This window comes from Tuberibacillus calidus DSM 17572, from assembly GCF_000430685.1.
Taxonomy (GTDB): Bacteria; Bacillota; Bacilli; order Bacillales; family Sporolactobacillaceae; genus Tuberibacillus; species Tuberibacillus calidus.
The window spans coordinates 1-21,360 of record NZ_AUMM01000024.1; the positions used below are offsets into that span (position 1 = coordinate 1).

The following is a 21,360-nucleotide window of genomic DNA, read 5'->3' on the forward strand; positions in this document are numbered from 1 at the left end:
ATTCGCATGCCCGGTTACGCAATGTGTTGCGCGTGTCTATCAGATCTCCCAGGGTAAGCGCACATTCTTCCTCTCCATGTCCCCACTCCATTTACTCTGTATGCCCTTCGGCAGTACGGGCTTTGACTTGTATGGCAGCCTCACCCAAGCACACCTAGCCTTATATGGAGTTCGTGTTCCTTGGGGCGGAGATTTGCCGCCGACTTCCTTCAGATTCCAGGTCACCCTGGACACCCTTGTCTTAAGCTAACGACTACTACTGCCTTCGTCGTTCGGGACTTGAACCCTATAGAACGTGCGCATGCCTGGCGCACCATAAAAAAACGGATGGCGAAATTCGCCATCCGTTTTAATAAACAAAAATTAGGGTTTTATATAGCGCAAAACAGGATGTCGTGCGGCTTCCGTTTCATCAAGTCGTTTGACAGGTGTTGTATGCGGCGCTTCTTGAACGATTTCTGGGTTTTCTTCCGCTTCTTTCGCGATTTGGATCATGGCATCGGCAAAAGCGTCGAGCGTTTCCTTCGATTCCGTTTCGGTCGGTTCAATCATCAAGGCCTCGTCAACGATGAGCGGGAAGTAAACCGTTGGCGGATGATAGCCAAAATCAAGCAAGCGTTTTGCGATGTCAAGCGTGCGCACGCCAAGTTTTTTCTGGCGACGTCCGGAGAGAACAAACTCGTGCTTGCAATGGCGGTCATATGGCACGTCGAAATAAGGCGCTAAACGCCGGAATAAGTAGTTGGCATTAAGCACGGCGTCTTTCGAAACCTGCGCCAAGCCTTCCGGACCCATCGTCCGAATATACGTATAAGCGCGGACATTGATCCCGAAATTTCCATAGAAGGGTTTCACGCGGCCAATGGAGTCCGGCATGTCGTCATCGAAACGATAACCTTCCTCTGTTTTAATGATGCGCGGTTTAGGTAAAAACTTCACGAGATCTTTTTTCACGCCGACAGGACCTGAACCCGGTCCACCGCCGCCGTGCGGGCCCGTAAACGTTTTATGCAAGTTCAAATGGACGACGTCAAAGCCCATGTCGCCCGGGCGCGTGACGCCCATGATGGCATTCATGTTCGCCCCATCATAATAGAGTTTCCCGCCAGCATCGTGAACGATTTTTGCGAGTTCCACAATCTCTTCTTCAAAAAGGCCGAGCGTGTTCGGGTTTGTCAGCATGAGCGCAGCAGTATCTTCACCGACCACCCGTTTCAGGTCCTCCAAATCCACAAGCCCTTTTTCATTCGATTTAACCGTGATCGCTTCAAAGCCAGCTACCGTGGCTGAGGCCGGGTTGGTGCCGTGGGCTGAATCAGGGACGATCACTTTTGTCCGTTGAAAATCGCCATTCGCTTCGTGATAAGCGCGGATGATCATGAGGCCCGTCCATTCCCCATGGGCACCGGCTGCCGGTTGCAGCGTGACTTCATCCATACCAGTGATGGCCGCGAGATTCTGTTGCAGGCGATACATCAGTTCCAGAGCGCCTTGCACGGTTTCTTCATCTTGATAGGGATGAATATGGCTGAATCCGTTTAAACGCGCGATATCTTCATTAATTTTTGGGTTGTATTTCATCGTACACGACCCGAGTGGATAGAAACCGGAATCGACCCCGTGATTGCGTTTGGATAAGGCCGTGTAATGACGGACGAGGTCGAGTTCCGACACTTCCGGTAATTCCGCTGGCTGACTCCGGAGATAGTCCGCGGGAACGGCTTCAGTCAGATCGGTCTCCGGAACATCGAGCTCTGGCAAACTATAGGCGACCCGCCCCGGTTTTGTGATCTCAAATATCAACGGTTGATCGTGCTTAGTCATGGACGACACCTCCCAACGCATCGGCAAAGTCATCGATTTCTTGTTTCGTCCGCTGTTCGGTTACGGCAATCAGCATATGGTGCTTGTATGCTGGATTGACCATTTCCAGATCAAACCCACCGATAAACCCTTTCTCCAACAATTTCTTATTCACTTCACGCACCGGTTGGTTCACGTTCACGACAAATTCATTAAAGAAAGGTCCGGCAAATACAACGGACAGCCCTTTTTCCTTCAACTTATTCGCTGCATAATGCGCCTTTTGCATGTTTTGGTGAGCGATTTCTTGCAAGCCCTTTTTACCCAAAGCGCTCATCGCGATCGAGGAAGCTAGCGCGTTTAATGCTTGGTTGGAGCAAATATTCGATGTCGCTTTTTCTCGGCGAATATGTTGTTCGCGGGCTTGTAGCGTTAGAACAAAACCGCGGCGGCCCTCTTCATCAACGGTTTGGCCGACGAGCCGGCCCGGCACTTTTCGCATATACTTTTTGGTTGTTGCAAAATACCCGCAATGCGGTCCGCCAAATTGCGCCGGGATGCCGAGCGGTTGGCAATCACCAACGACGATATCGGCACCGAATGCTCCCGGCGGTGTCAAAAGGCCAAGCGAAAGCGGGTTGGCCGCTACGATGAACAACGCCTTTTTGCTAAGACGCACTGCAGCTTCCACATCTTTCAAAGGTTCGATTTGACCGAAAAAGTTCGGGTATTGGACGATGACGCAAGCGGACTCATCATCGACAACAGCTTTTAACTGTTCAAGATCCGTCAGCCCATTAACGGCAGGAACTTCGACGACTTCAAGATGTTGGCCTTTCGCATAAGTTCTCAATACGTCGCGGCCTTCGGGATGAACCGCTTCGGAAACAATGATTTTTTTGTTTCTGGTTGTCCCACAAGCAAGGAGTGCCGCTTCAGCGAGTGCCGTCAAACCATCGTACATAGATGAGTTGGCCACATCCATTCCCGTAAGCTCGCAAATCATGGATTGAAATTCAAAAATAGCCTGCAATTCCCCTTGTGAAATCTCAGGTTGGTATGGGGTGTAGGCGGTATAAAACTCAGAACGAAGAAGCATGTGGTTGACGACCGAAGGAATGTAATGGTCGTAGACGCCAGCCCCAAGGAAGGAAGGCGTTTCTTTCGTATTGACGTTTTTCGCCGCAAGGCTAGACATAAAACGGTACAATTCTTGTTCGGATAACGCTTTTTCAACGTCCAAAGTGCCTTTAAAGCGGACATCTTCCGGAACATCCTTGAAAAGGTCCTCGATGGACTCGACACCGATGGTCGAAAGCATCGCTTGACGATCTTCTTCTGTTACGGGTAAATACCTGAATTTGGACACGTCAGGCCCTCCTAACCTCTTTTATAAAATGGGGTTTTTACGACAACGGCTTTTTTTCGTTTGCCGCGAATCTCAACGTCCACTTCGGTTCCGATTTCGGTAAACGGTTTTTCCAAGAGTGCCAAGCCTAAATTTTTTCCAAGCGTTGGTGAAGGGGCACCCGTTGTCACTTCCCCGATTTTTCGGTCACCACTGTAAACAGGGTAATGCGCCCGGGGAATGCCTTTGTCCACCATTTCTATACCCACGATTTTGCGGGTTAATCCGTTTTCTTTTTGGGCTTTTAAGGCCGCTTTCCCGATAAAATCAGCCTCTTTATCAACTTTGACCGCAAAACCGATGCCAGCTTCAAGCGGTGAAATATCAGCCGTAAGTTCTTGCCCGTATAAAGGGAGTTTGGCTTCAAAGCGGAGCGTATCGCGTGCACCGAGTCCGCATGGCAAAAGCCCGTATTCACTTCCCGCTTCAATAATGGCCTCCCATACTTTTGGCGCCGCTTCCCATGGCATATACAGTTCAAACCCATCTTCTCCGGTATATCCGGTGCGTGATACAAGGGTAGGCACACCGGCGATGGAGACATCTTCTTTAAATTTAAAGAAGCCAATGGTACTTAAATCGGTATCCGTTAATTTCTGTAAAACCGCCTCGGCTTTCGGGCCTTGAACTGCTAGTTGAGCCACTTCGCCAGAAATATTTTTGACCGTAACGTTCTCGGGCGCGTGTGAGGTGATCCATTCAAAATCTTTATCCGTATTCGCGGCATTGACGACAAGAAGATAATCATGATCCCCCTTCTTGTAAATGATCAGGTCATCCACAGTGCCGCCGTTCTCATAGCACATCGCCGTATACTGTGCGCCGCCAGCTTCTAGTTTTCCGACATCATTGGTCACAAGCGACTGCAGGAAGCTTTCGGCCGCTTCTCCCTTGACTTCAATTTCCCCCATGTGGGAGACGTCAAACAAGCCTGCCCGCTCCCTGACGGCGGCATGTTCTTCCTTAATGCTCGTAAATTGGACGGGCAACTCCCAGCCGCCAAAATCAATCGTTTTGGCACCGTATTTCTTATAGGTTTCATAAAGCGGTGTGTGCTTTAATTCTGTCAAAAAGACCCCTCCTCTCGATTCTGAACACAAAAAAAGACAGAATGACACAATGGAATGTGCCTCTGTCCTTTGACCGGAAAGTTTAAACCGATCGACCTTTCCTCGCAAAATTCCGAAGTTTTACTCAAGGAAAGATGATGCGGGCCTCGTCGGTGGCTCCATTGAGCGCTCTCCAGAGGTGCGTCCGACAAGAGTCTTTTTGCCTGAGAGATTCACAAAAAGCGTTTTTTGCTTGCTCCTTCGGCGCCCAGCCGCGGGATGCGCGGCCCGTCGGGTCTCTCCCCTTGTCGTCATACGCGTCATTTTCGGTTTTCATAAAAACGTTCATGGATTGGCATACTAAGTGAGGTCAATGTTCGTAAATAACACAAACCTGACTACTCTTATCCTATCATTTATTCGGGTTTTTAGGCAAGAATACTTTTAAAAGTTCGCTTTACGAAAAATTTATGCGTTTTTTATCAAAAACTCACTTGGCATTCCGCTGAATCAGGAGGACTTCACGATGATGCGACCGAAAATTAGTTTTGATGACACATGGTATCCGGATTTTGCGGAACGGATGGAAAATGACGGTCCTTGGGGGGATTTTCAACTCTATAAATTGGCTTATCGGGCTGAAAAAGAGCTCCTCCTGCCCGACTTTTCCGATTTAGCGGCGCCGCGACACTTGCCGCATTTGGAGCTGTTTCCCCATCAAATTGAAACAGCTAAAACCGTCATAGAGAAAATGCATGGAAAAGCCATTCTCGCCGATGAAGTCGGTCTTGGCAAAACGATCGAAGCGGGCCTCATCATGAAAGAATACATGATCCGAGGTCTGGCGAAAAAAATTTTAATTCTCGTTCCCGCCTCCCTCGTCTTGCAATGGGCAAAAGAATTAAATGAAAAATTTTATATACCAGCGGTTCCGCAGCGGAAGGCGTACGTCTGGGAGCAATGCGATGTCGTCATCTCCTCCATCGATACAGCTAAGCGCAGCCCACATGCCGAGATTGTCCTGAAACAGGATTATGACTTGGTCATTATCGATGAAGCCCATAAGCTTAAAAACCATAAAACGAAGAATTATCAATTCGCCCGGCAAATCAAGAAAAAGTTTTGCTTGTTGCTCACGGCGACACCGATACAAAATCGATTGGATGAACTTTACTATCTCGTGACTTTGCTTAAACCCGGATATTTAGGTGATCCGGAATCGTTTTTCAGAGATTATCGTTCAGGGAAAAATAAGGTTAAAAATGAGGAAAGCTTGCGCCGGCTAGTGAACAAAGTGATGGTCCGCAATCGCCGCGTCGATACGGGTCTTAAGTGGCCGAAGCGCATCGTGGAATTTTTCGAAATTCCTTTGTCTAAAGAAGAACGCACGCTTTATGATTCCCTAAATACTTTAAGAAAAACTGAATTTGTGCAAGGCTTCTCCCTACTTACCCTCCAGCGCGAAGCGTGCTCAAGCCGGGAAGCCTTATATATGACGATCAAAAAAATGCTCGATGAACAAGCGAGTGAAAGAACGCGCCTCCATGAAATCATGGCGCCAATCCTCGCAAACATCCAAAACGCCACCCGCCATTCCAAAGCAGAGAAAGCGTTGGAAATTATTCAGGCGCTGAACGGCGAGAAAGTGATTATTTTTACCGAATATCGCGCCACCCAACTTTACTTGCAATGGTTTTTAAAACAGCATGGCATATCGTCAGTCCCCTTTCGCGGGGGATTTAAACGCAGTAAAAAGGATTGGATGCGCACGCTCTTTGAAAAAAATGCGCAAGTGTTCATCGCGACCGAAGCCGGCGGGGAAGGGATTAACTTGCAGTTTTGTCATCATGTCATCAACTACGATCTGCCTTGGAACCCGATGCGATTGGAACAGCGCATCGGCCGCATTCATCGACTGGGGCAAAAAGAAGATGTCCACATTTATAATTTCGCAACAAAGGGAACGGTTGAAGAACATATTTTAAAACTGCTGTATGAAAAAATCGATCTGTTTGAAAACGTCATCGGCGAGCTGGATGACATTCTCACACGGCTTGAGATCGTTTCCCTTGACAAGGAAATTGAGGATATTTTTGCGTCGTCAGAATCCGAAGGGGAAATGCGCATTAAGATGGATAACTTAACGAGTGTCATTAACGCCGAACTCGCCGCGCGTAAGGAGGGTGAAGCCGATGGAACAACTTGCGATTCATCAGTATTTGGTTGATTATTTTACCGCCGGGGGTTGTCAGATTCTGGAATGCCGCCCCGGTTTTCTCAAAGTGAAGCTGACGGTTGCGCTTGATAAACTATTGATGAATCGACCGTTCTATTGGCACTACATTGAAAAAATCGGCCGCGAGCCAGAAACACAAGTGCTCGCTTTAAAAACCGTTCAAACCGAGGAAGAAGGCGACTTTATTCATTTCGGCTCGCCACGGCTCCATCAAATCTTTGCCTCAACGAAAAACTTAGCCCGGTATGTCCGCTTATATGAAGAACGGCCGGCCAATGGCAAAACGCAAACCCCGCTTTATCCATGGCTTGGGATGAACGTTAAGGTGAGTTTCCAATGTGATTTAAAGAAGGATTTTCTCTTTTCTCTTGGATTAAATTTGTTTAATGGAACGATTTTGAATCATTTCCAAGAAAAACTTGAGTCGTTGCCATTAACCCCAAAAATTCCGGACTATTGTTATACCTTAACGCCGATGATTAAGCCACAAAGCGGCTTGAGGCGGCTTGAAGCCGTCATCGAACAAGTCATTGCACAAGAAGATTTTCACTGGGCGGAAGAAGCCCGCGAGCGGTTGCAAAACGACCTTGACCTACTCGAGCGTTTTTACGAAGATTTAGACCCCGAAACTTACGGCGCCGCTTATGAAAAGGAAAAGCAATCCTTAATCGATCTCTATGAACCGAAAATACAGACGCATATTATCAATGGCGGCTTGTTTTATCTGACGGAGCACGCTATGCACAATTTTTGAGATCATAAAAAAAGGAGCACTTGCCGTTTTCCAATTGGACGGCAGCGCTCCCATTTACTATCCGCCGATATAAGACATCTCGATTTTGTGCCGCGGGCCCTTTCTCCCCCGCTCTTCGGAATAGCGGTCAGCCCGATTTCCCCAAATGCTCTCGATTAAAGCTAGCAGTTCTTCATCCGTCGCCCCATTTCGCATAGGGTTTCTGAGACTATGCCCCTTTGAAGCAAAAAGGCAAGTATAAACGGAACCATCTGCCGACAACCGAGCACGCGTGCAACTCCCGCAGAAAGGATCCGTGACACTAGCGATGATGCCAAATTCATCTTTTGACCCTTTTATGCGGAAACGATTGGCGACTTCTCCATAATAGTTCGCTTCGACGGGTTCAATCTCATAGCGAGTTCTGATGGTCGTTAAAATATCTTGTTTCGTGACGACATCATCCATTCTCCAACCGTTCGCATTACCGACATCCATATATTCTATAAAACGCAAAATATGGCCTGTGCCTCTAAAGTGTTCCAGCATGGGAAGGATGTCTTCCTCATTCACACCTTTTCGAACCATCATATTGATTTTGATTTTAAAGCCCGCCTCTTCGGCGGCTTGAATGCCATCTAAAACGGTATCCGCCGTAACCCCTTGGCCGTTGATTTGGCCGAATCGTTCATTATCGAGTGAATCGAGGCTGACGGTCACCCTTTTTAAGCCAGCCTTTTTTAATTTCACGGCCATTTTTCTTAGCAACGAGCCATTGGTCGTCATTGCAATGTCTTCAATGCCATCCAATTCCGCAAGCATCCCGACAAGCCGGTCAATATCTTTACGCATGAGCGGCTCCCCGCCGGTTAAGCGGATTTTCCGAACACCGCATTGGGCAAATAAACGGGCGATGCGCGTGATTTCCTCAAAACTTAACAATTCAGCACGCTTCAAAAACATGTAATCCGGTCCGAACACTTCCTTTGGCATACAATAAGTGCAGCGGAAATTACAACGATCCGTCACCGAAATCCTTAAATCCCTAAGCGGCCTCCTCAGGCGGTCCAACATGGCTTCCACTTCCTCAGATTGTCATCACATTTTTATACTTATTTCATATTATAATAGATCAGCCGAGATATGCCCTTTAAAATTATGAAGATTTACCTACGTTTTTGGGAAACACTCATTTCCCGGGGAAGCGCATCATTTGACAAAATTCGATGAACATTTCTTTCCATGTTACGTGAGAAAGGTTTTGGCTGGGCAGTGGGTCGACTTTTTGAACACCGGCTTTTCTCTGACATATGATAATGTGAAGGGCTCTGAGAAGGGAAGAGGAACGGTGAGTAATAAAAAATATTTGGATTTTCTCGCTAAATTTGGTATATCGAGTGCCCATCCGGGCGGGCTCCCACTGACCAAAGCGCTTTTAGAACGCTTTCCGATTGATACCAACGATGAAGTGCTTGATGTCGGCTGCGGGACGGGCGAAACATCTGTCCTCATCGCTCAAACCTTTGGGGCAAAAGTGACAGCGATCGATATCCACCCAATGATGATCCAGCACGCAGAAAAGCGTATTGCCGAAAGCGGAGTGGATGTAACCTTGATGGAGGCAAATGCGGAATGTCTGCCGTTTTCGGATGAACGTTTTGATAAGATTATTGCTGAGTCCGTTACGGTCTTTACCGATATGGAAAAATCCATTGCGGAATATCGCAGGGTGCTCAAACCAGGTGGATTATTAATGGATATTGAGATGACGGCTGAACGTCCGCTTTCAGAAGCCGAGCAAAAGGAAGTCACCCAAGTTTACGAAATTAAACGGGTACCAACTAACTACGATTGGATCGATGCTTTCCATCGAGCAGGTTTTACAGACATCACAAGTTATGACGGGTTTGATTTAATCAAAGATTTATCGGATTTACCCAACGCATCCGCCTTCGCGTTTACCGATGCGATTGATATGGAAGCATTTGTAACTTGGTTCAGCCATATTACGACGATGGAAAAGTATCGCCATATCTTACGTTTTCGCATTTTTACTGCTAAAGCATGAAAAATGCCACAGTTCCTTTCACCGTGGCAGCTACAAAATGATCTTTGCTTAAAAAACTCGCGTGAAGCGGGTTTTTATTTTTCAGGTTAGAAAGTCTTTCATTTTTCGGGCAAATACGAACAATGAAGGCTTGCCTTTCCCAAGTCAGGTGTGTTTTAAGGTAAAACGAAGCCAATCGATGAAACCCTTTTTTAACCCATTCCCGTATGTGACAGGTTGCAAGTATCACGGGATAGGGACGCCTCTACGTTTATCAGGACAATTCATAGAGAGGCGCACCCTGATCATGCCTTACTGCGCGGCACCCGGAGTCATCATAAAAGCGGAATAGTATGTAAAACCGACAAAGAACAGCGTTAAGTACGCCCCGAAAATATAAATATACATGCGTTCCGACAAATTTAAAAAACTCACTGCTAAGAAAAAAGCTGTATTACCGAAGAATAAAAGCGCCATTGGTACAAGCCCACCGGCTAGCGCCATGATGGCAAAAGAGAAAGTAAAGAAGGCCAAAACCCGAAACATTCTAGGCATGTTAATCCCCCCTTGCATGGATACGTTTCATCAGTAATTATAATCAATGGTTGTTTTAATGTAAACATACAAAAAATTTCGTTTTGGCACATAAATGCCGATTGATGTCGAATTTTTTTGTTTCACATGTTTATAACCATTCCCATATTGGAAACAATCATATATAGAAGTTGACTTGAGGAGGGATGACGGATGGGTCGGCTCATCTTTTATACCTATCCAAGCTGTACCTCGTGTCGAAAAACAAAGGCTTGGTTAAAGCAACACCACATTGATTACGAGGAGCGTCATATTTTTAAAGAAACGCCGGAGATGGACGAATTGATGAACATCATTAAGTTAACCAAAGAAGGCGTTAAAGAAATTTTAGCAACCCGCAGTGAAACTTTTAAAAAATTAAATGTCAATATTGAGGATTTACGCGTCAGCGAAGTCTTGGAATTGTTACATAAGGAACCCCGCTTGCTCCGCCGCCCAATCCTAACGGACGGCGAAAAATTGATCGTTGGATATAATCGGACCGGCCTGCAAAAATTAAGCGAAGCGCATGCTAAAGTATCCGATAAACATGTTTCTTAATTTCGCAAAATGAGGTTGACACTAGTTGGGTCTCGCCCCTTTACAGCCTGTCCATCAGAACCACACATTTTCTGGTTTTAGTGGCTGCCCCGAACTTTTAGTCAACCTCATTAAATGATTAAACGGGCATACGAAAAGCGACTTCGATCGACCATCAAAGCCGCTTAGTGTGATGATGACGGAGGCTTACGCCATAGCCCCAACCATTTCTTGCTTCGCCATTTTTGTGTATAAAAAGATAAGGCATTCGGAATCAACCCAAACATTTCATTTTTGATCGGATAGCGTTGGCTCTTCCGCATTTGCCGTCGATCTTTCCGAACGGCTTTTGGTTGATTCATATAGAGCACAAATTGTTCCGTTAACCACCTGACATAGTCATCTGATTTCATAGTACATCACCTGTTTCCATTATGCCCAAAAACGCCGCTGCCTAAACAAAAATCCCGCAATCTCATCGACAATCGATTCAACAGATTTGCCTGTTGTATTGACGGCAAAATCCGCATCTAAGTAGTAAGGCATGCGCTCTTCCATCAAGGTGACGATGCGATTGGCTTTATCCTCCCGTAATAACGGCCGGCTATTATCCCGGGCCAAGCGGCGGAGCACTTCATTAGGGTCTGTATGTAAATAAATTACAATGCCGTTTTCGCGCATGAAACGGCGGTTTTCTTCATCGAGAACCACACCGCCGCCAGTCGTGACAATGACCCCTTTCCAGGCAATGGACCACAACACTTTTTTTTCATATTGCCGAAACGCTTCTTCCCCTTCTTCATCAAAAATGGCTCCGACCGATTTTTTACACAACTGTTCAATCATCTCATCGGTATCGAGAACCGCAACCGATAAACGCTTGCCCAATGCTTTACCGACGGTTGTTTTCCCCGCAGCCATAAAACCGGTTATAAATAACGTCTTCACGTTCAATCCACCCACTTTGTGATTGCTTTCGTATTTTCATTATATATAAAAAGGAAATCATCTTGGTGATTTTTGTAATGGAGGGTTGCAGACACTTGATGCACCCCTTCGCTCAACCGTGAAATGCGGTAGACGACTCTCCATTCGGCATCATGTAGTTCGCCGGTCGATTTCGGAGTGCCTTGGTTGATGAGTTGTATTAAATCAGCCGCCGCGCATTTCTTTTTCCAGTCCAACTGAACAGAAGCTTTTCGTTCTTGGAAAAAGTCGCGTTCGCTGTTTATCCGCTCAATCGCATTCAATGTGTAAAAAGTGAAAAGCATTGCCAGCATCATTGTTAAAGGAAGGATAAAACCGTCTTGGCGCCTCAGTCGGTTGATGAAGCATTGAGCATCTTTTTGATCTTCCACTTGTACACCCTCCCCCGGTCATCCCGGATGGTAATAGAAGCTATTGACGCATCACATTGAAAAATGAGGCTCGACACCTTTTGCAAAACAATTTCATACCCTTCGCCATCGACATTGCGGCGAACGGTTGAACCAATAAGTTTATAATTTATGATTTGATCATTTAATAGAAAACTCATGCCTCCTTCAAAGACCTCACAATTGGTACTCGAAGCGATTTCGCTTCCTGTTTGGGCAAAGAATAACCAAATATCCTTCCGATCGGCGGGTGTGCTTTGTGATGAGGAAAATATAGCGACAGCCATTTTACAGAGGACCGTACTGATGATGACAAAAGCGGATAAAGCCAGCATCATCGATAATAACGTGTAACCATTCGCATTCTGCATCAGCGTTTTATTTCCCCACATAGTTTCTGGGTTCTTCCGGTACGACTTTTCCATTGAACGCATAACCCCATTTTCCCAGGTTCTGCTTCCTGCCATAACAAATGATACGATGTCTGATTTTGTTCAATCACCGCAGGCCGAACCTCACGGCCTGCGGACCATTCGATTAAAGCATTATTCAACACACTCAGTGCCGTTTCGGCTTGACTTAGGGCTTCCCGCTCCATATAAACACGGGTTGCGATCGGCGCCATAACCGTCAGGCAAACCACAATGACAAATATGGCAGCCATCGTTTCTAAAAGCGTGAACCCGTCTTCTTTACGAGGCGTTTTCAACATAAAATCGCCCCTGCCCAAGCAAAAATACGAATTTTTTTGCAAAATGATGCGTTTTAACAAACAAAGTTCCAGCATTGTTTACCAACGTCCCATTAGGAGAAAACGATAGTGACAAACTATGGGTACCTTTTTCAAATTGAATTTTATTTCCGGCATCAATGCTTTTTATCAATTCCCCAGCCATCACAACATCGACGCGGTGCTCATCATTATGAAACTCGACATCAACGTATCGTTCCTCAGTGATCGCCGTCATCTGCGCATAAAAGATAATCTCGCGCAACTCAGCTACAAATCCGTCTAACTGCTGCCACTCGATGGCCCTCAGCCAGCCATTAACGGCAACAGGTATCATGATGGTCATCGCGGTCAATACAAGTACGATTTCAAGCAATGTATACCCTTTTGCATTTTTCAATTTGGAAGCACCGCCATTCTGCATGGGTTTATTATTCTTCCACGGTGACCTTGCCATTCTCTAAAACAAGCGGCCTTCCGTCCGGACATTGGAGTCTGTCGACATAAGTTTCTTGTAAAGGGTCAAGACTGGTTAATGTCACATCGTTCTCGGCTTCATACGCAGCAACTTGGCTTTGAACGAGGCGGATCGTCGCATCACAACTTTTTTGTTTGACAACCTCATTTGATTTCGTCATATTTGGCAGAGCTATCAAAAGCAACACAGAAATGATGAGTAAAACGATAGTCATCTCAATCAGAGTGAATGCGTGTTGATTTTTAAGTAAGCGGAAAAACGACACCATCATCCCCCCTTCATATTCCAGACACTATAAGCCATTAATAATTGTGAACATCGGTGACAGAATGGACAAAAAGAGACCGATGATGAGCCCGCCAAACAGCACAAAAAATATAGGTTGGATGGCTTGGAACGCTCGGGTGATTTTCTCCTCCAAATTTTTAAATAAGATTTGACTATAATCCTGAAGTGCTCGCCCCACCTGCCCTTCGGCCTCGCCGTTTAGAATCACAAGCGCCAAATCGCGAGTAAAATAAGGTCTTTCACTAATTATCTTCACTAGTGGATGACCATTCTCGAGGTATTTTTGAATGGCGTCGGCTTCTCGTTTGAAAAAATTGAGGTACGGCTGCTGTGCAATTAACTCTAAAGCGCGGCTTATTGAGAGTCCAGCTCTTAATAGGCTTCCGAGGTGAAAGGAAAAATAGTAGCTTAGGTACATTTTTAGAAATGATGAAAAATAGGGGATTTTAGAGAGAAGGGTATAGCGCTTTTGCGGCGTTGTTCTTTTTATAAAAAGAGTGATGATAAGAATCAGGCTAGCTAGGATCAGCAAAAGCAACGGAAAACTAGAACCTAAAAGTTTTGTGATATTCATAAAAAAGCGAAGACCAGCGGGCAATGGAATGGCCATCGTACGGTATAGCTGTTCAAAACTCGGAAGCAAGCGATCGATCACGATATACATCATCACAAAGAACAGCCACATGAGAAAGAGCGGATAACGCATTAAAGCGCGAAATTTCTTTTTCTGTTGTTCCTTCAGTTTAAGGTATTTGCCGCTTTCATGGAAACTTTCCACCAAGTCTCCAGTAAACAGGGCATAATAAAGAAAACTGCAACTTTCTTTCGAAAATCCCGCCCCGGCAAAAACAACCGCGATCTCCTCACCCGATTCTAGGCCTGTCAGGATATCCTGAATGCGCTGTTTGATCCACGGCTTTTGTTCATAAGCCTGAAGTTGAATCGCTTGGTAAAGCGTATATCCTTTTGCAAGGCAGTGGCTGACACGTATGAGAAATTCGGCTTGATCGAGTTTATTCCATTTACGATGGAACATGGTCCGCTCCCGGCGCGAGGCGTTGTGGATCAAGATAACCCAAAGCCGAAATCTGGCGGTAATAGTCTTCCAACCTCTTATACCTCCCAAGGCTCGGTTTCTTGTCTTGTAAAGCGTCAAGCAGAGGCAAACCGGTTAAAATCTCGAATATCGCCGTTCTGCGCCTTTTCATCTTCAACCGATTCGGGCAGTTTTCTTCACAGACATTTCCGCACCGAGGGCAATGAAGAGTGACCAAACGTTGGGCGACAACGCCGACGAGGGTTTCTTTTAAATCAAACTTCGATAGACCGAGTTCAATGAGGCGATGAATCGTAAGCACAGCATTGGTTGCATGGACCGTGCTCAGCACAAGGTGTCCGGTTAAAGCCGCGCGAACAGCAATTTTTGCTGTTTCTAAATCGCGGATTTCACCTACCATAATAATGTCGGGGTCGTGACGAAGAATCGCTTTAAATCCCGTTTGATAAGTGAGATCCGCTTTCTCATTAATCTCCATTTGGATAAAATTCTCATTGAGCTTCTCGATCGGGTCTTCGAGTGTCACAATCCGGCAATTGTAGCGGCGTTTGGCAGAATGGAGCATCGTATACATGGTCGTTGTTTTTCCCGAACCCGTCGGTCCAGAAAACAAGATCAATCCGTTTTCAAAGTTTAAAAGCTGTGATAGCTGTGCCGTCGATTCGGAAAAAATAGATAAATCGGAGAGCCGGGTATTCCAAATTTGGGGTAACAGGCGAATAACCAGACTTTCGTCGTAAGGGGTTGGTAAGGTGGAAAAACGGAGATTGATCTTATGTTCATGGATGACGATATCGTACGAGCCGGATTGCGGTCTTCTTCTTTCACCGATATCCATACCTGCGCGAAACTTATAATAGCTGATGAGCCGATCGGCAATGGGTTTAGCCATGAGGTCATATTCGTAGAGGTGGTCGTGGATGCGGAACTCAATGAGGGTATCGGATTTTCGAGGAATGAGATGAATGTCGGAAGCATCTAACTCGAAGGCGGTCCGGAGCATCTCCTCGCTTAGTTTCTCAACTTCATTCAAAGATTCACCCGCTTTCTTCTGTATTTGGTTTGCCGATTAATATATTCGACATCAACCGATAAAATCCTTCTTTTTTCTTAATTTTTTTGCTTAAAAGTTAACCTTTTTATCCGGCGGCTGTTTAAGGAAATCTTTGCTCCGCCAAGCCTTTATGGCGATGGTCGAGCCAACGCTACCTTATGTGCGCCTTCTTGCTCGTATAATAGAGACAAGCCCCGAATGCCGAAGACAAAAGCGTTGCGGGCTTAACGGGGCGCTTTTTCGTCAAACCAAAAACGGGTTCGTCCGTTTTTCGGTACCAATGGTTGTTTCCAAGCCGTGCCCTGGGAGAACGGTCGTGTCATCCGGAAGGACAAGCAACTTGGTATGGATACTTTCTAATAAAAGGTCAAGGTCTCCTCCATATAAATCCGTCCGCCCAATGCTCCCATAAAATAAAGCATCACCAGAAAAAACGACTTGGCTGTCTTTACAATAAAAAGAAATGCTCCCCGGAGAATGGCCGGGTGTCTCGATGACTTCAAAAGAAAAATTGGATATCGTTAATACACCTGGACCGTCAATCCGTTTATCGGCGGGTTCAAGGACTAATTCTTTTATCATGGGAAAATGACGCGATCCGTTTTTATCCGGGTCGGTCAACCAATCGGCTTCATTTTTATGGATATACGCTGGAATATCCCAAGCCTTTCTTACATCATCCAGCGCCCCAATATGATCAAAATGGGCATGCGTCAATAATACCGCAATCGGTTTAAGCTGCTTTTGATTGATAAAAGCTTGAATTTGACTGAATTCATCTCCCGGGTCAATAATGATCGCTTCCTGACGTTCATTTTCGAGTATGTAAGCATTCGCCTGGACTGGCCCAAGCGGCATGCGCGTCCATTTCATGTCGCAACCCCCTAGCCTGTTTTCTTTTATTTTAAATGGTTTTTTCAACTTGAACAAATGGATGAACCGGACGTCCAATTAGGACTCGACAAACAAAGTGGAAATGGTTAAAATAAATTTGAATACATAGTCAATGAACCGCTATTCTCAAAGCAAGGAGGCGCAAAACGTGGTTATTGGTGTCATCTTTCTGATTATTTCCATATTATGTCTGATTTCAATATTCCGTTCATTTAAAGCCCGTAACATCCTTGCCGCCATTTATTCTCTCATTGCTTTTCTCGTCCTCGGTTGGTTTTCGGTCATGACCATCTGGGATGTGTTATTCGGAACCGGCGGTGTCCCTGTAGGAAGCTGAACAGCTTGTAAGTCAAAATTTCTCGGCGTCCCATATGCGTCCCTGATGAGCAATGGGGCGTTTATTTTTTTATCAAAAAAAGAAAGCCGCCGCACAGGCGCCGGTTTTCATCATGTATTATTAAGGTATAGGATTTTCTTCTGCCGCTATAACACACCGTTCGGTATTTCAAAAGGAGCCACTTCGTTTAGCATTTCTTTTACTTTTTCGTATTCCCGCTTTCGGATAAAAAAAGTGAACCGTTTCATTTCAAAGGGAATGTCCTTTTCTTCAAGGAATTTTTTCATTTTCAAGGAATCCTCCCGGCCGGTAAGCACGGTCAACTTCACCATCTTCATGTCTTCCGGCAAATGCCGCCGGCACCAATCCTTAATTTTTTCCCGCAAAGCGGCTGGGTCTTCCACCTCAAACAACGGCGGCTCCTCCGGTCCATTCGTCCCAAGCCGGTACACTTGATAGCATCCGCTATGGTCGTTGACGGCCAACATCATCACATCATACCCCGTATCCGTCCGCATAAAACAATAATCCAACGCCCAACGCCCTCCCGAAAGTCTTTACGTTATTTTATCACTTTAAAGTGAATAAAGTAAGCGTTTTCAAGGATTTGTCACAAAAAAGATAGCGAATCGCTCTTTTGAACAGTTAAAGGCACAATGAGACCCCCGCGCATCAGGAAAATCCAAGTCAAAACCTTAATCACCAGCACTGGCGCGTTATGCGTTTTTCCTCAATTTCCAACAAAATTATAAGGCTTGGAGCAACACCAAGCCTTTGATCGTTAAGCCTCACTATTTATCCGGATCTTTTGTCAAAAGAATGGGCGGACGATGACTCTTTAGCGGAATCGGCACGCGGAATAAAATGTCAGCCATTTCTCTAAAGTTGAACGGGATAAACGGCCAAAGATAAGGGATTTGAAACGACCGCATGCGAGTCATAAAAATAAGCGCTAAGGTCGAGCCAATCGTATAACCCGGCACACCGAAGAAAAACGAAAATAATATCAGCATGACGCGCATCAGTCGGTTAGCCAAACTCAACTCATATAAAGGTGTCGCAAACGTGCCGATCGCAGCAACTGCCATATACAAGATCAATTCTGGCGAGTAAAGGCCCACGCTGACAGCAATTTGTCCGATCATAAGGGTGGCAACAAGCCCCAAAGCTGTTGCCAAGGCTGACGGTGTATGGATGGTTGCCATCCGCACGGCATCCATGCCGATTTCAATGCTGATGAGTTGGACAACGATCGGCACTTCTGGTGTTTTATTTAAGGTGATAAAATTATACGGTGTCGGCAGCATGTCAGGATGGGTGGTAAAAATATACCAGAGTGGCAACAGGAAGATGGATGCCCAGACGGCAAAATAACGGACGAGCCGCAAATAACTGCCGACGATCGGCTTTTGCCGGTATTCCTCAACATGCTGCAGCTGGTTCCAGAAGGTTGACGGCATGATCAACACAACCGGTGACCCATCGACAAACACGAGGACATGCCCTTCTAAAAGATGGACGGCCGCGGTGTCCGGCCGCTCGGTATACCTTACAAAAGGAAACGGGTTAAAATGGCGGCCGCCGATAAATTCTTCGAGTGTTTTTTCCGCCATCGGCAAGCCATCAACATCGATTTTGGATATGGAATCTTTTATTCTTTTGACAACATCAGGGTTGGCAATGTCTTCAATATAGGCAACGCAGACATCCGTTTTTGATCGCCTGCCAACGGACATATAAACCATGCGTAATGATGGATCGCGAACGCGCCTTCTCGTTAAGGCGGTATTAAAGACCATGGTTTCGACAAAACCGTCCCGGGCGCCCCGAATCACTCGCTCCACATCAGGCTCGGCGGGGCTGCGCGTCGGGTATTGCCGTGCATCGATGATAATGGCTTGGCTGATGCCATCAACGATTAAGACAACCGCCCCACAAGTCACCCAAAAGACGGCTTTATCCAAATTATCATCCGTACTGATATCGGCATATGTCAAATCGGTTTTCATCAATTTCGTGAGCGGATCAACATCCAAGTCTCCTGGTTTTAATTTCGCCAAAAATTTCATCAATAAATGGACTTGACGGTCATCAATCAAACCGTCAATCATAAACAGCGTCATATCCCGGCCTGCATACCTCAATTCGGTCGCCAAAACATCAAAACTTTTGCCAACGCCAAGCTCATCCTTTAGGTATTGAATGTTTTGTTTGTAATTCCGCGTGACCTTATGCCCGTTTTGGTCGACCAAAACAAACACATCCTTCCTATTGTTAAACCTCGCATAAAACGTCGATCCCCTGGCATATGTATGAAATGAAAGGCTTGTCTTGGGGGGTGGGAGAGTGATCAAAGCGAATAAATCATCACATCAGAAAAACCGTTGGCAGTTTTTTCTTTTCATCCTGACCGTTTCATTTTTAACCGCTTTGTTAATGTTTTTATACCACCGTGATGACCAAACGGAACAAAGCTTAACGTATTTTCCCGATGACCCGTTGTTGGCATTTAAAAGCCACGAAACGCATTTAACGTTTTTACCGGATTCCCCTTATACCCTTCAATGGCAAGTCCGTTCAGTACTTAATACCAAGAGTTATCTGCGGCAGGACGTGTCGTTCTTATTTAAAGATCAACAATTAATCGGCATTTTATCTAATTGGAGAGAAAATACAGATGTATTAGAACAGCAAAAAACGATGGCACAACACACATCAGGATATTATGAGGCGATCAGCGTCCATCACGCCGAAAGCCACTACCCGAACGGTGAGATCAGAGGAAAGGAAACGATGTCTTTCGATCGCTTAGCCGTGATGAAGACCTCGAGCGGCTGGGAGGATTTCAAAATACCAGAGACCGATCAACAAGAACGGTGGATAAAAGAAAAATTTCATACATTTTCACTCAAACAGCAAGCGCTCTTATCGCAAGCAGCGCACAAATATCACATTGACCTAAATCAATATATCGCTTTTCCGCTTTCGCACATACACATTTATGATCACGAACCACTTCCCGGACTCAGTCAAGAAGCAACCCATAAGACGATCAGTCGTCTTTGGGAAGGCCTTTATAAAGACTATGCGCTGGGGGTTCACATCACGAGTGATGACATTCGAACACCGATTGGTAGCACCGTTCCCATTCTGCTATTTGATAAAAACGAAAGCCATTTGCTTGTCATCATTCAGCTATCATCCGGGGAGATCGTTCTGTTAAAACAAAAGATCGAGCCGTGATGGACTTTTTCTGCGCACGATTAAACCTTCTTCCCCATGTCTCATCAGGCGGGGTCGGTTTCAACTTCCCGCTTTCGATTTGTAAAGACTTCGTGAAAATCAAAGCGAACGGACTCACACAGGCGGTTTAATACAAAGACGGCCATGATGAGTTTTATGAAATAATGGCGGTTGCGGTATAAAAAGAGTCCTAAAAGCACGCATACCGCAAGCTTCCCAAGGCTCCATTTCATAAAAAAAGCCTCCTTCACATATAGTAACGCTTTTTTCTAATATGTGAAGATAGGCATGAAATTATCCGTTGGCGTTTAGATCATTCGGTGTATTGATATTGGCAAAGGTTTTCTCCGAAAAAAGGCCATCGACTTGAGCAATTTCGATCTCCGCTTTTTCCAATATATTCGACACTTTCAGCGCGCCATCCGATAAAAGTGTTTCAAGGAGTGGCATAAGACGCCGGGAGTATATAGCAAGCAACATTTCAGGCTTGCCCGATCGGACGGGGACGACGCCGTCTTTCTCAGACGAATAACATTTCTCCCATAAAAATGAATACAATGCGCTCGTTGAAAACGGCGTGTCACAAGGTGTGATCAAATACCATGCGCCTTCAGCCTTTTTCATGGCTGTATAGATGCCTGCAAGCGGCCCAAGCCCTTGGAAAGGCTCAACGTCTTCATAAATGGGTAAATCCGTCTCCGCTTTAAACCGTTCCGTTAATGTTGGATGGCTGATGATGACCACTTCATCCGCGTGCGGCCGAACAGCTTCCAAAGCCCATTGATACATCGGTTTTCCTTGATAGTGGAAAAAGGCTTTTGGATGCCCGAAGCGGCGCGATAACCCTCCGGATAAAATCACTCCGATGCGTTTTTCTTTCACGGCATTTCCTCCCGCATCCGCATTAAGCAGTTTATCGACCGCGGCAATAGTGAACAGCTTCCGGCGTAATGATGATATCGACCGGAATGTCGTGTACCTCGTGAGGTATATCGGAAGCAATTTGAACATCCAATGCTTGAGAAAGTTTGACCGCACTGACATCCACTAAGAAGCGGTCATAATACCCACCGCCAAAGCCAATCCGATACCCCTTCCTGTCAAATAAAAGGCCGGGAACGATGATCAGATCCATGTCTTTTTTTTCGACAGGCCGGGTCTCCTCAAGTTTCGGTTCGAGCAGCCCATAATATACCGATTCTAATTGGGAAAAATCATCGATCGCCCGAAAAATCAACGTTTTTGTTTCTGGTAAACATTTTGGCACAGCAATGGTTTTCTTCTCCAGCCATCCCTGTCGGATGATTTCGTGGGTGTCGATTTCTGTACCTTGTGAAACCGTCACGGCAACGGTGCGCGCTTTGCGCCAAACATCTGTGGCAAATAATCGCTCATGGATTTTCTGCACTTTCCGTTCTTTTTCGGCTTGATCCATTTTTTTCAACGATGTTAGCACCATTTTTCTCAGAGCTTTTTTATCTTCCATGGTCTCCCCCTGTTAAAGAAAAAACAGC

The 21,360-nt window shown here is 45.8% G+C and carries 26 protein-coding genes and 1 riboswitch; of the genes, 6 read left to right on the forward strand and 20 right to left on the reverse strand.

Annotated features, from left to right (window positions below):
• Positions 1-363: 363 nt before the first annotated feature.
• Genes gcvPB through gcvT form a run of 3 tightly spaced genes read right to left on the reverse strand, consistent with a single transcriptional unit; the run spans position 364 to position 4,281 of the window.
• Entirely contained in the window at positions 364-1,824 is a 1,461-nt protein-coding gene (gene gcvPB, locus H532_RS0107540; RefSeq protein WP_027724984.1) for an aminomethyl-transferring glycine dehydrogenase subunit GcvPB, read from the reverse strand.
• Positions 1,817-3,124 carry an aminomethyl-transferring glycine dehydrogenase subunit GcvPA gene (gene gcvPA, locus H532_RS0107545; RefSeq protein ID WP_051263215.1) on the reverse strand — a complete coding sequence of 436 codons (1,308 nt, stop codon included), beginning with the start codon at positions 3,122-3,124 and terminating at the stop codon, positions 1,817-1,819. The genes gcvPB and gcvPA overlap by 8 nt, the downstream gene beginning before the upstream one ends.
• A gap of 59 nt (positions 3,125-3,183) precedes the next feature.
• Positions 3,184-4,281 (reverse strand): glycine cleavage system aminomethyltransferase GcvT, encoded by a 1,098-nt coding sequence (gcvT, locus tag H532_RS0107550; RefSeq protein ID WP_027724986.1) that lies wholly within the window; start codon positions 4,279-4,281, stop codon positions 3,184-3,186.
• 181 nt (positions 4,282-4,462) lie between these two features.
• Positions 4,463-4,575: riboswitch (glycine riboswitch) on the reverse strand.
• Between the two features lie 214 nt (positions 4,576-4,789).
• On the opposite strand from gcvT, the gene H532_RS0107560 reads away from it, so the two are divergent.
• Both H532_RS0107560 and H532_RS0107565 read left to right on the forward strand, forming a co-directional pair.
• A complete protein-coding gene (locus H532_RS0107560; protein WP_027724988.1) occupies positions 4,790-6,487 on the forward strand; it encodes a DEAD/DEAH box helicase in 1,698 nt (565 codons plus the stop codon).
• Positions 6,453-7,250 carry a YqhG family protein gene (locus H532_RS0107565; RefSeq protein ID WP_027724989.1) on the forward strand — a complete coding sequence of 266 codons (798 nt, stop codon included), beginning with the start codon at positions 6,453-6,455 and terminating at the stop codon, positions 7,248-7,250. Before H532_RS0107560 ends, H532_RS0107565 begins: the two co-directional genes overlap by 35 nt.
• A 57-nt stretch (positions 7,251-7,307) precedes the next feature.
• Here H532_RS0107565 and moaA read toward each other — a convergent pair whose 3' ends face one another.
• Positions 7,308-8,303 (reverse strand): GTP 3',8-cyclase MoaA, encoded by a 996-nt coding sequence (gene moaA / locus H532_RS0107570; RefSeq protein ID WP_027724990.1) that lies wholly within the window; start codon positions 8,301-8,303, stop codon positions 7,308-7,310.
• A gap of 274 nt (positions 8,304-8,577) precedes the next feature.
• Here moaA and H532_RS18220 point away from each other — a divergent pair, with 274 nt between their 5' ends.
• Positions 8,578-9,297, forward strand: coding sequence for a class I SAM-dependent methyltransferase (locus H532_RS18220; RefSeq protein WP_162142917.1), 720 nt, complete (start codon positions 8,578-8,580; stop codon positions 9,295-9,297).
• Positions 9,298-9,588: 291 nt separating this feature from the next.
• On the opposite strand, the gene H532_RS0107585 is transcribed toward H532_RS18220, so the two are convergent.
• Positions 9,589-9,831, reverse strand: a complete 243-nt coding sequence (locus H532_RS0107585; protein ID WP_027724992.1) for a DUF2626 family protein — start codon at positions 9,829-9,831, stop codon at positions 9,589-9,591.
• A gap of 192 nt (positions 9,832-10,023) precedes the next feature.
• Between H532_RS0107585 and H532_RS18225 the strand changes: the two genes are divergently transcribed.
• Positions 10,024-10,410 carry a Spx/MgsR family RNA polymerase-binding regulatory protein gene (locus tag H532_RS18225; protein WP_051263209.1) on the forward strand — a complete coding sequence of 129 codons (387 nt, stop codon included), beginning with the start codon at positions 10,024-10,026 and terminating at the stop codon, positions 10,408-10,410.
• Positions 10,411-10,574: 164 nt separating this feature from the next.
• Here the strand turns inward: H532_RS18225 and H532_RS18230 are convergent, their stop codons facing one another.
• From H532_RS18230 to H532_RS0107640, 10 genes are all read right to left on the reverse strand, one after another.
• Positions 10,575-10,802 (reverse strand): YqzE family protein, encoded by a 228-nt coding sequence (locus tag H532_RS18230; RefSeq protein WP_051263210.1) that lies wholly within the window; start codon positions 10,800-10,802, stop codon positions 10,575-10,577.
• 19 nt (positions 10,803-10,821) lie between these two features.
• Positions 10,822-11,337, reverse strand: a complete 516-nt coding sequence (locus H532_RS0107600) for a shikimate kinase (protein ID WP_027724993.1) — start codon at positions 11,335-11,337, stop codon at positions 10,822-10,824.
• 2 nt (positions 11,338-11,339) lie between these two features.
• Positions 11,340-11,747 carry a competence type IV pilus minor pilin ComGG gene (comGG, locus tag H532_RS0107605; protein ID WP_027724994.1) on the reverse strand — a complete coding sequence of 136 codons (408 nt, stop codon included), beginning with the start codon at positions 11,745-11,747 and terminating at the stop codon, positions 11,340-11,342.
• The gene (locus H532_RS0107610; RefSeq protein WP_027724995.1) at positions 11,705-12,136 is read right to left on the reverse strand and encodes a competence type IV pilus minor pilin ComGF; all 432 of its coding nucleotides are present in this window, start codon (positions 12,134-12,136) and stop codon (positions 11,705-11,707) included. Before H532_RS0107610 ends, comGG begins: the two co-directional genes overlap by 43 nt.
• Positions 12,136-12,477 (reverse strand): type II secretion system protein, encoded by a 342-nt coding sequence (locus H532_RS20285; RefSeq protein ID WP_027724996.1) that lies wholly within the window; start codon positions 12,475-12,477, stop codon positions 12,136-12,138. Before H532_RS20285 ends, H532_RS0107610 begins: the two co-directional genes overlap by 1 nt.
• Positions 12,458-12,919 (reverse strand): competence type IV pilus minor pilin ComGD, encoded by a 462-nt coding sequence (gene comGD, locus H532_RS0107620; protein ID WP_027724997.1) that lies wholly within the window; start codon positions 12,917-12,919, stop codon positions 12,458-12,460. Before comGD ends, H532_RS20285 begins: the two co-directional genes overlap by 20 nt.
• Before the next feature lie 7 nt (positions 12,920-12,926).
• A complete protein-coding gene (gene comGC, locus H532_RS0107625) occupies positions 12,927-13,241 on the reverse strand; it encodes a competence type IV pilus major pilin ComGC (protein WP_342662295.1) in 315 nt (104 codons plus the stop codon).
• Positions 13,242-13,265: 24 nt separating this feature from the next.
• A complete protein-coding gene (comGB, locus tag H532_RS0107630) occupies positions 13,266-14,297 on the reverse strand; it encodes a competence type IV pilus assembly protein ComGB (RefSeq protein ID WP_027724999.1) in 1,032 nt (343 codons plus the stop codon).
• Entirely contained in the window at positions 14,284-15,351 is a 1,068-nt protein-coding gene (comGA, locus tag H532_RS0107635; RefSeq protein WP_027725000.1) for a competence type IV pilus ATPase ComGA, read from the reverse strand. Before comGA ends, comGB begins: the two co-directional genes overlap by 14 nt.
• A 264-nt stretch (positions 15,352-15,615) precedes the next feature.
• Complete coding sequence (locus H532_RS0107640) at positions 15,616-16,245, reverse strand: MBL fold metallo-hydrolase (protein WP_027725001.1); 630 nt, start codon at positions 16,243-16,245, stop codon at positions 15,616-15,618.
• Between the two features lie 169 nt (positions 16,246-16,414).
• On the opposite strand from H532_RS0107640, the gene H532_RS0107645 reads away from it, so the two are divergent.
• Positions 16,415-16,603, forward strand: a complete 189-nt coding sequence (locus tag H532_RS0107645) for a DUF2759 family protein (protein WP_027725002.1) — start codon at positions 16,415-16,417, stop codon at positions 16,601-16,603.
• 146 nt (positions 16,604-16,749) lie between these two features.
• Here H532_RS0107645 and H532_RS0107650 read toward each other — a convergent pair whose 3' ends face one another.
• Both H532_RS0107650 and H532_RS0107655 read right to left on the reverse strand, forming a co-directional pair.
• The gene (locus tag H532_RS0107650; RefSeq protein ID WP_027725003.1) at positions 16,750-17,136 is read right to left on the reverse strand and encodes a hypothetical protein; all 387 of its coding nucleotides are present in this window, start codon (positions 17,134-17,136) and stop codon (positions 16,750-16,752) included.
• Positions 17,137-17,394: 258 nt separating this feature from the next.
• Positions 17,395-18,855 carry a spore germination protein gene (locus H532_RS0107655; protein WP_027725004.1) on the reverse strand — a complete coding sequence of 487 codons (1,461 nt, stop codon included), beginning with the start codon at positions 18,853-18,855 and terminating at the stop codon, positions 17,395-17,397.
• Positions 18,856-18,949: 94 nt separating this feature from the next.
• Here H532_RS0107655 and H532_RS0107660 point away from each other — a divergent pair, with 94 nt between their 5' ends.
• Positions 18,950-19,846 (forward strand): hypothetical protein, encoded by an 897-nt coding sequence (locus H532_RS0107660; protein ID WP_027725005.1) that lies wholly within the window; start codon positions 18,950-18,952, stop codon positions 19,844-19,846.
• A 44-nt stretch (positions 19,847-19,890) separates the two neighbouring features.
• Here the strand turns inward: H532_RS0107660 and H532_RS0107665 are convergent, their stop codons facing one another.
• The 3 genes from H532_RS0107665 to H532_RS0107675 form a co-directional block, all read right to left on the reverse strand.
• Entirely contained in the window at positions 19,891-20,079 is a 189-nt protein-coding gene (locus H532_RS0107665; protein ID WP_027725006.1) for a hypothetical protein, read from the reverse strand.
• Between the two features lie 61 nt (positions 20,080-20,140).
• Positions 20,141-20,728 carry a molybdenum cofactor guanylyltransferase gene (gene mobA / locus H532_RS0107670; protein ID WP_027725007.1) on the reverse strand — a complete coding sequence of 196 codons (588 nt, stop codon included), beginning with the start codon at positions 20,726-20,728 and terminating at the stop codon, positions 20,141-20,143.
• 31 nt (positions 20,729-20,759) lie between these two features.
• The gene (locus H532_RS0107675) at positions 20,760-21,332 is read right to left on the reverse strand and encodes a 5-formyltetrahydrofolate cyclo-ligase (protein ID WP_027725008.1); all 573 of its coding nucleotides are present in this window, start codon (positions 21,330-21,332) and stop codon (positions 20,760-20,762) included.
• Positions 21,333-21,360 lie beyond the last annotated feature (28 nt).

Bases quoted from the DNA above. Each gene is read 5' to 3' on its own strand.
- H532_RS0107665 (WP_027725006.1), bottom strand. From the start codon at position 20,079: ATGAAATGGAGCCTTGGGAAGCTTGCGGTATGCGTGCTTTTAGGACTC.
- H532_RS0107610 (WP_027724995.1), bottom strand. From the start codon at position 12,136: ATGCAGAATGCGAATGGTTACACGTTATTATCGATGATGCTGGCTTTA.
- H532_RS20285 (WP_027724996.1), bottom strand. From the start codon at position 12,477: ATGTTGAAAACGCCTCGTAAAGAAGACGGGTTCACGCTTTTAGAAACG.
- gcvPA (WP_051263215.1), bottom strand. From the start codon at position 3,124: ATGCTTTCGACCATCGGTGTCGAGTCCATCGAGGACCTTTTCAAGGAT.
- comGB (WP_027724999.1), bottom strand. From the start codon at position 14,297: ATGTTCCATCGTAAATGGAATAAACTCGATCAAGCCGAATTTCTCATA.
- comGD (WP_027724997.1), bottom strand. From the start codon at position 12,919: ATGCAGAATGGCGGTGCTTCCAAATTGAAAAATGCAAAAGGGTATACA.
- H532_RS0107560 (WP_027724988.1), top strand. From the start codon at position 4,790: ATGCGACCGAAAATTAGTTTTGATGACACATGGTATCCGGATTTTGCG.
- H532_RS0107675 (WP_027725008.1), bottom strand. From the start codon at position 21,332: ATGGAAGATAAAAAAGCTCTGAGAAAAATGGTGCTAACATCGTTGAAA.
- H532_RS0107565 (WP_027724989.1), top strand. From the start codon at position 6,453: ATGGAACAACTTGCGATTCATCAGTATTTGGTTGATTATTTTACCGCC.
- H532_RS18225 (WP_051263209.1), top strand. From the start codon at position 10,024: ATGGGTCGGCTCATCTTTTATACCTATCCAAGCTGTACCTCGTGTCGA.
- gcvPB (WP_027724984.1), bottom strand. From the start codon at position 1,824: ATGACTAAGCACGATCAACCGTTGATATTTGAGATCACAAAACCGGGG.
- H532_RS0107640 (WP_027725001.1), bottom strand. From the start codon at position 16,245: ATGAAATGGACGCGCATGCCGCTTGGGCCAGTCCAGGCGAATGCTTAC.
- H532_RS18230 (WP_051263210.1), bottom strand. From the start codon at position 10,802: ATGAAATCAGATGACTATGTCAGGTGGTTAACGGAACAATTTGTGCTC.
- comGC (WP_342662295.1), bottom strand. From the start codon at position 13,241: ATGGTGTCGTTTTTCCGCTTACTTAAAAATCAACACGCATTCACTCTG.
- moaA (WP_027724990.1), bottom strand. From the start codon at position 8,303: ATGTTGGACCGCCTGAGGAGGCCGCTTAGGGATTTAAGGATTTCGGTG.
- H532_RS0107585 (WP_027724992.1), bottom strand. From the start codon at position 9,831: ATGCCTAGAATGTTTCGGGTTTTGGCCTTCTTTACTTTCTCTTTTGCC.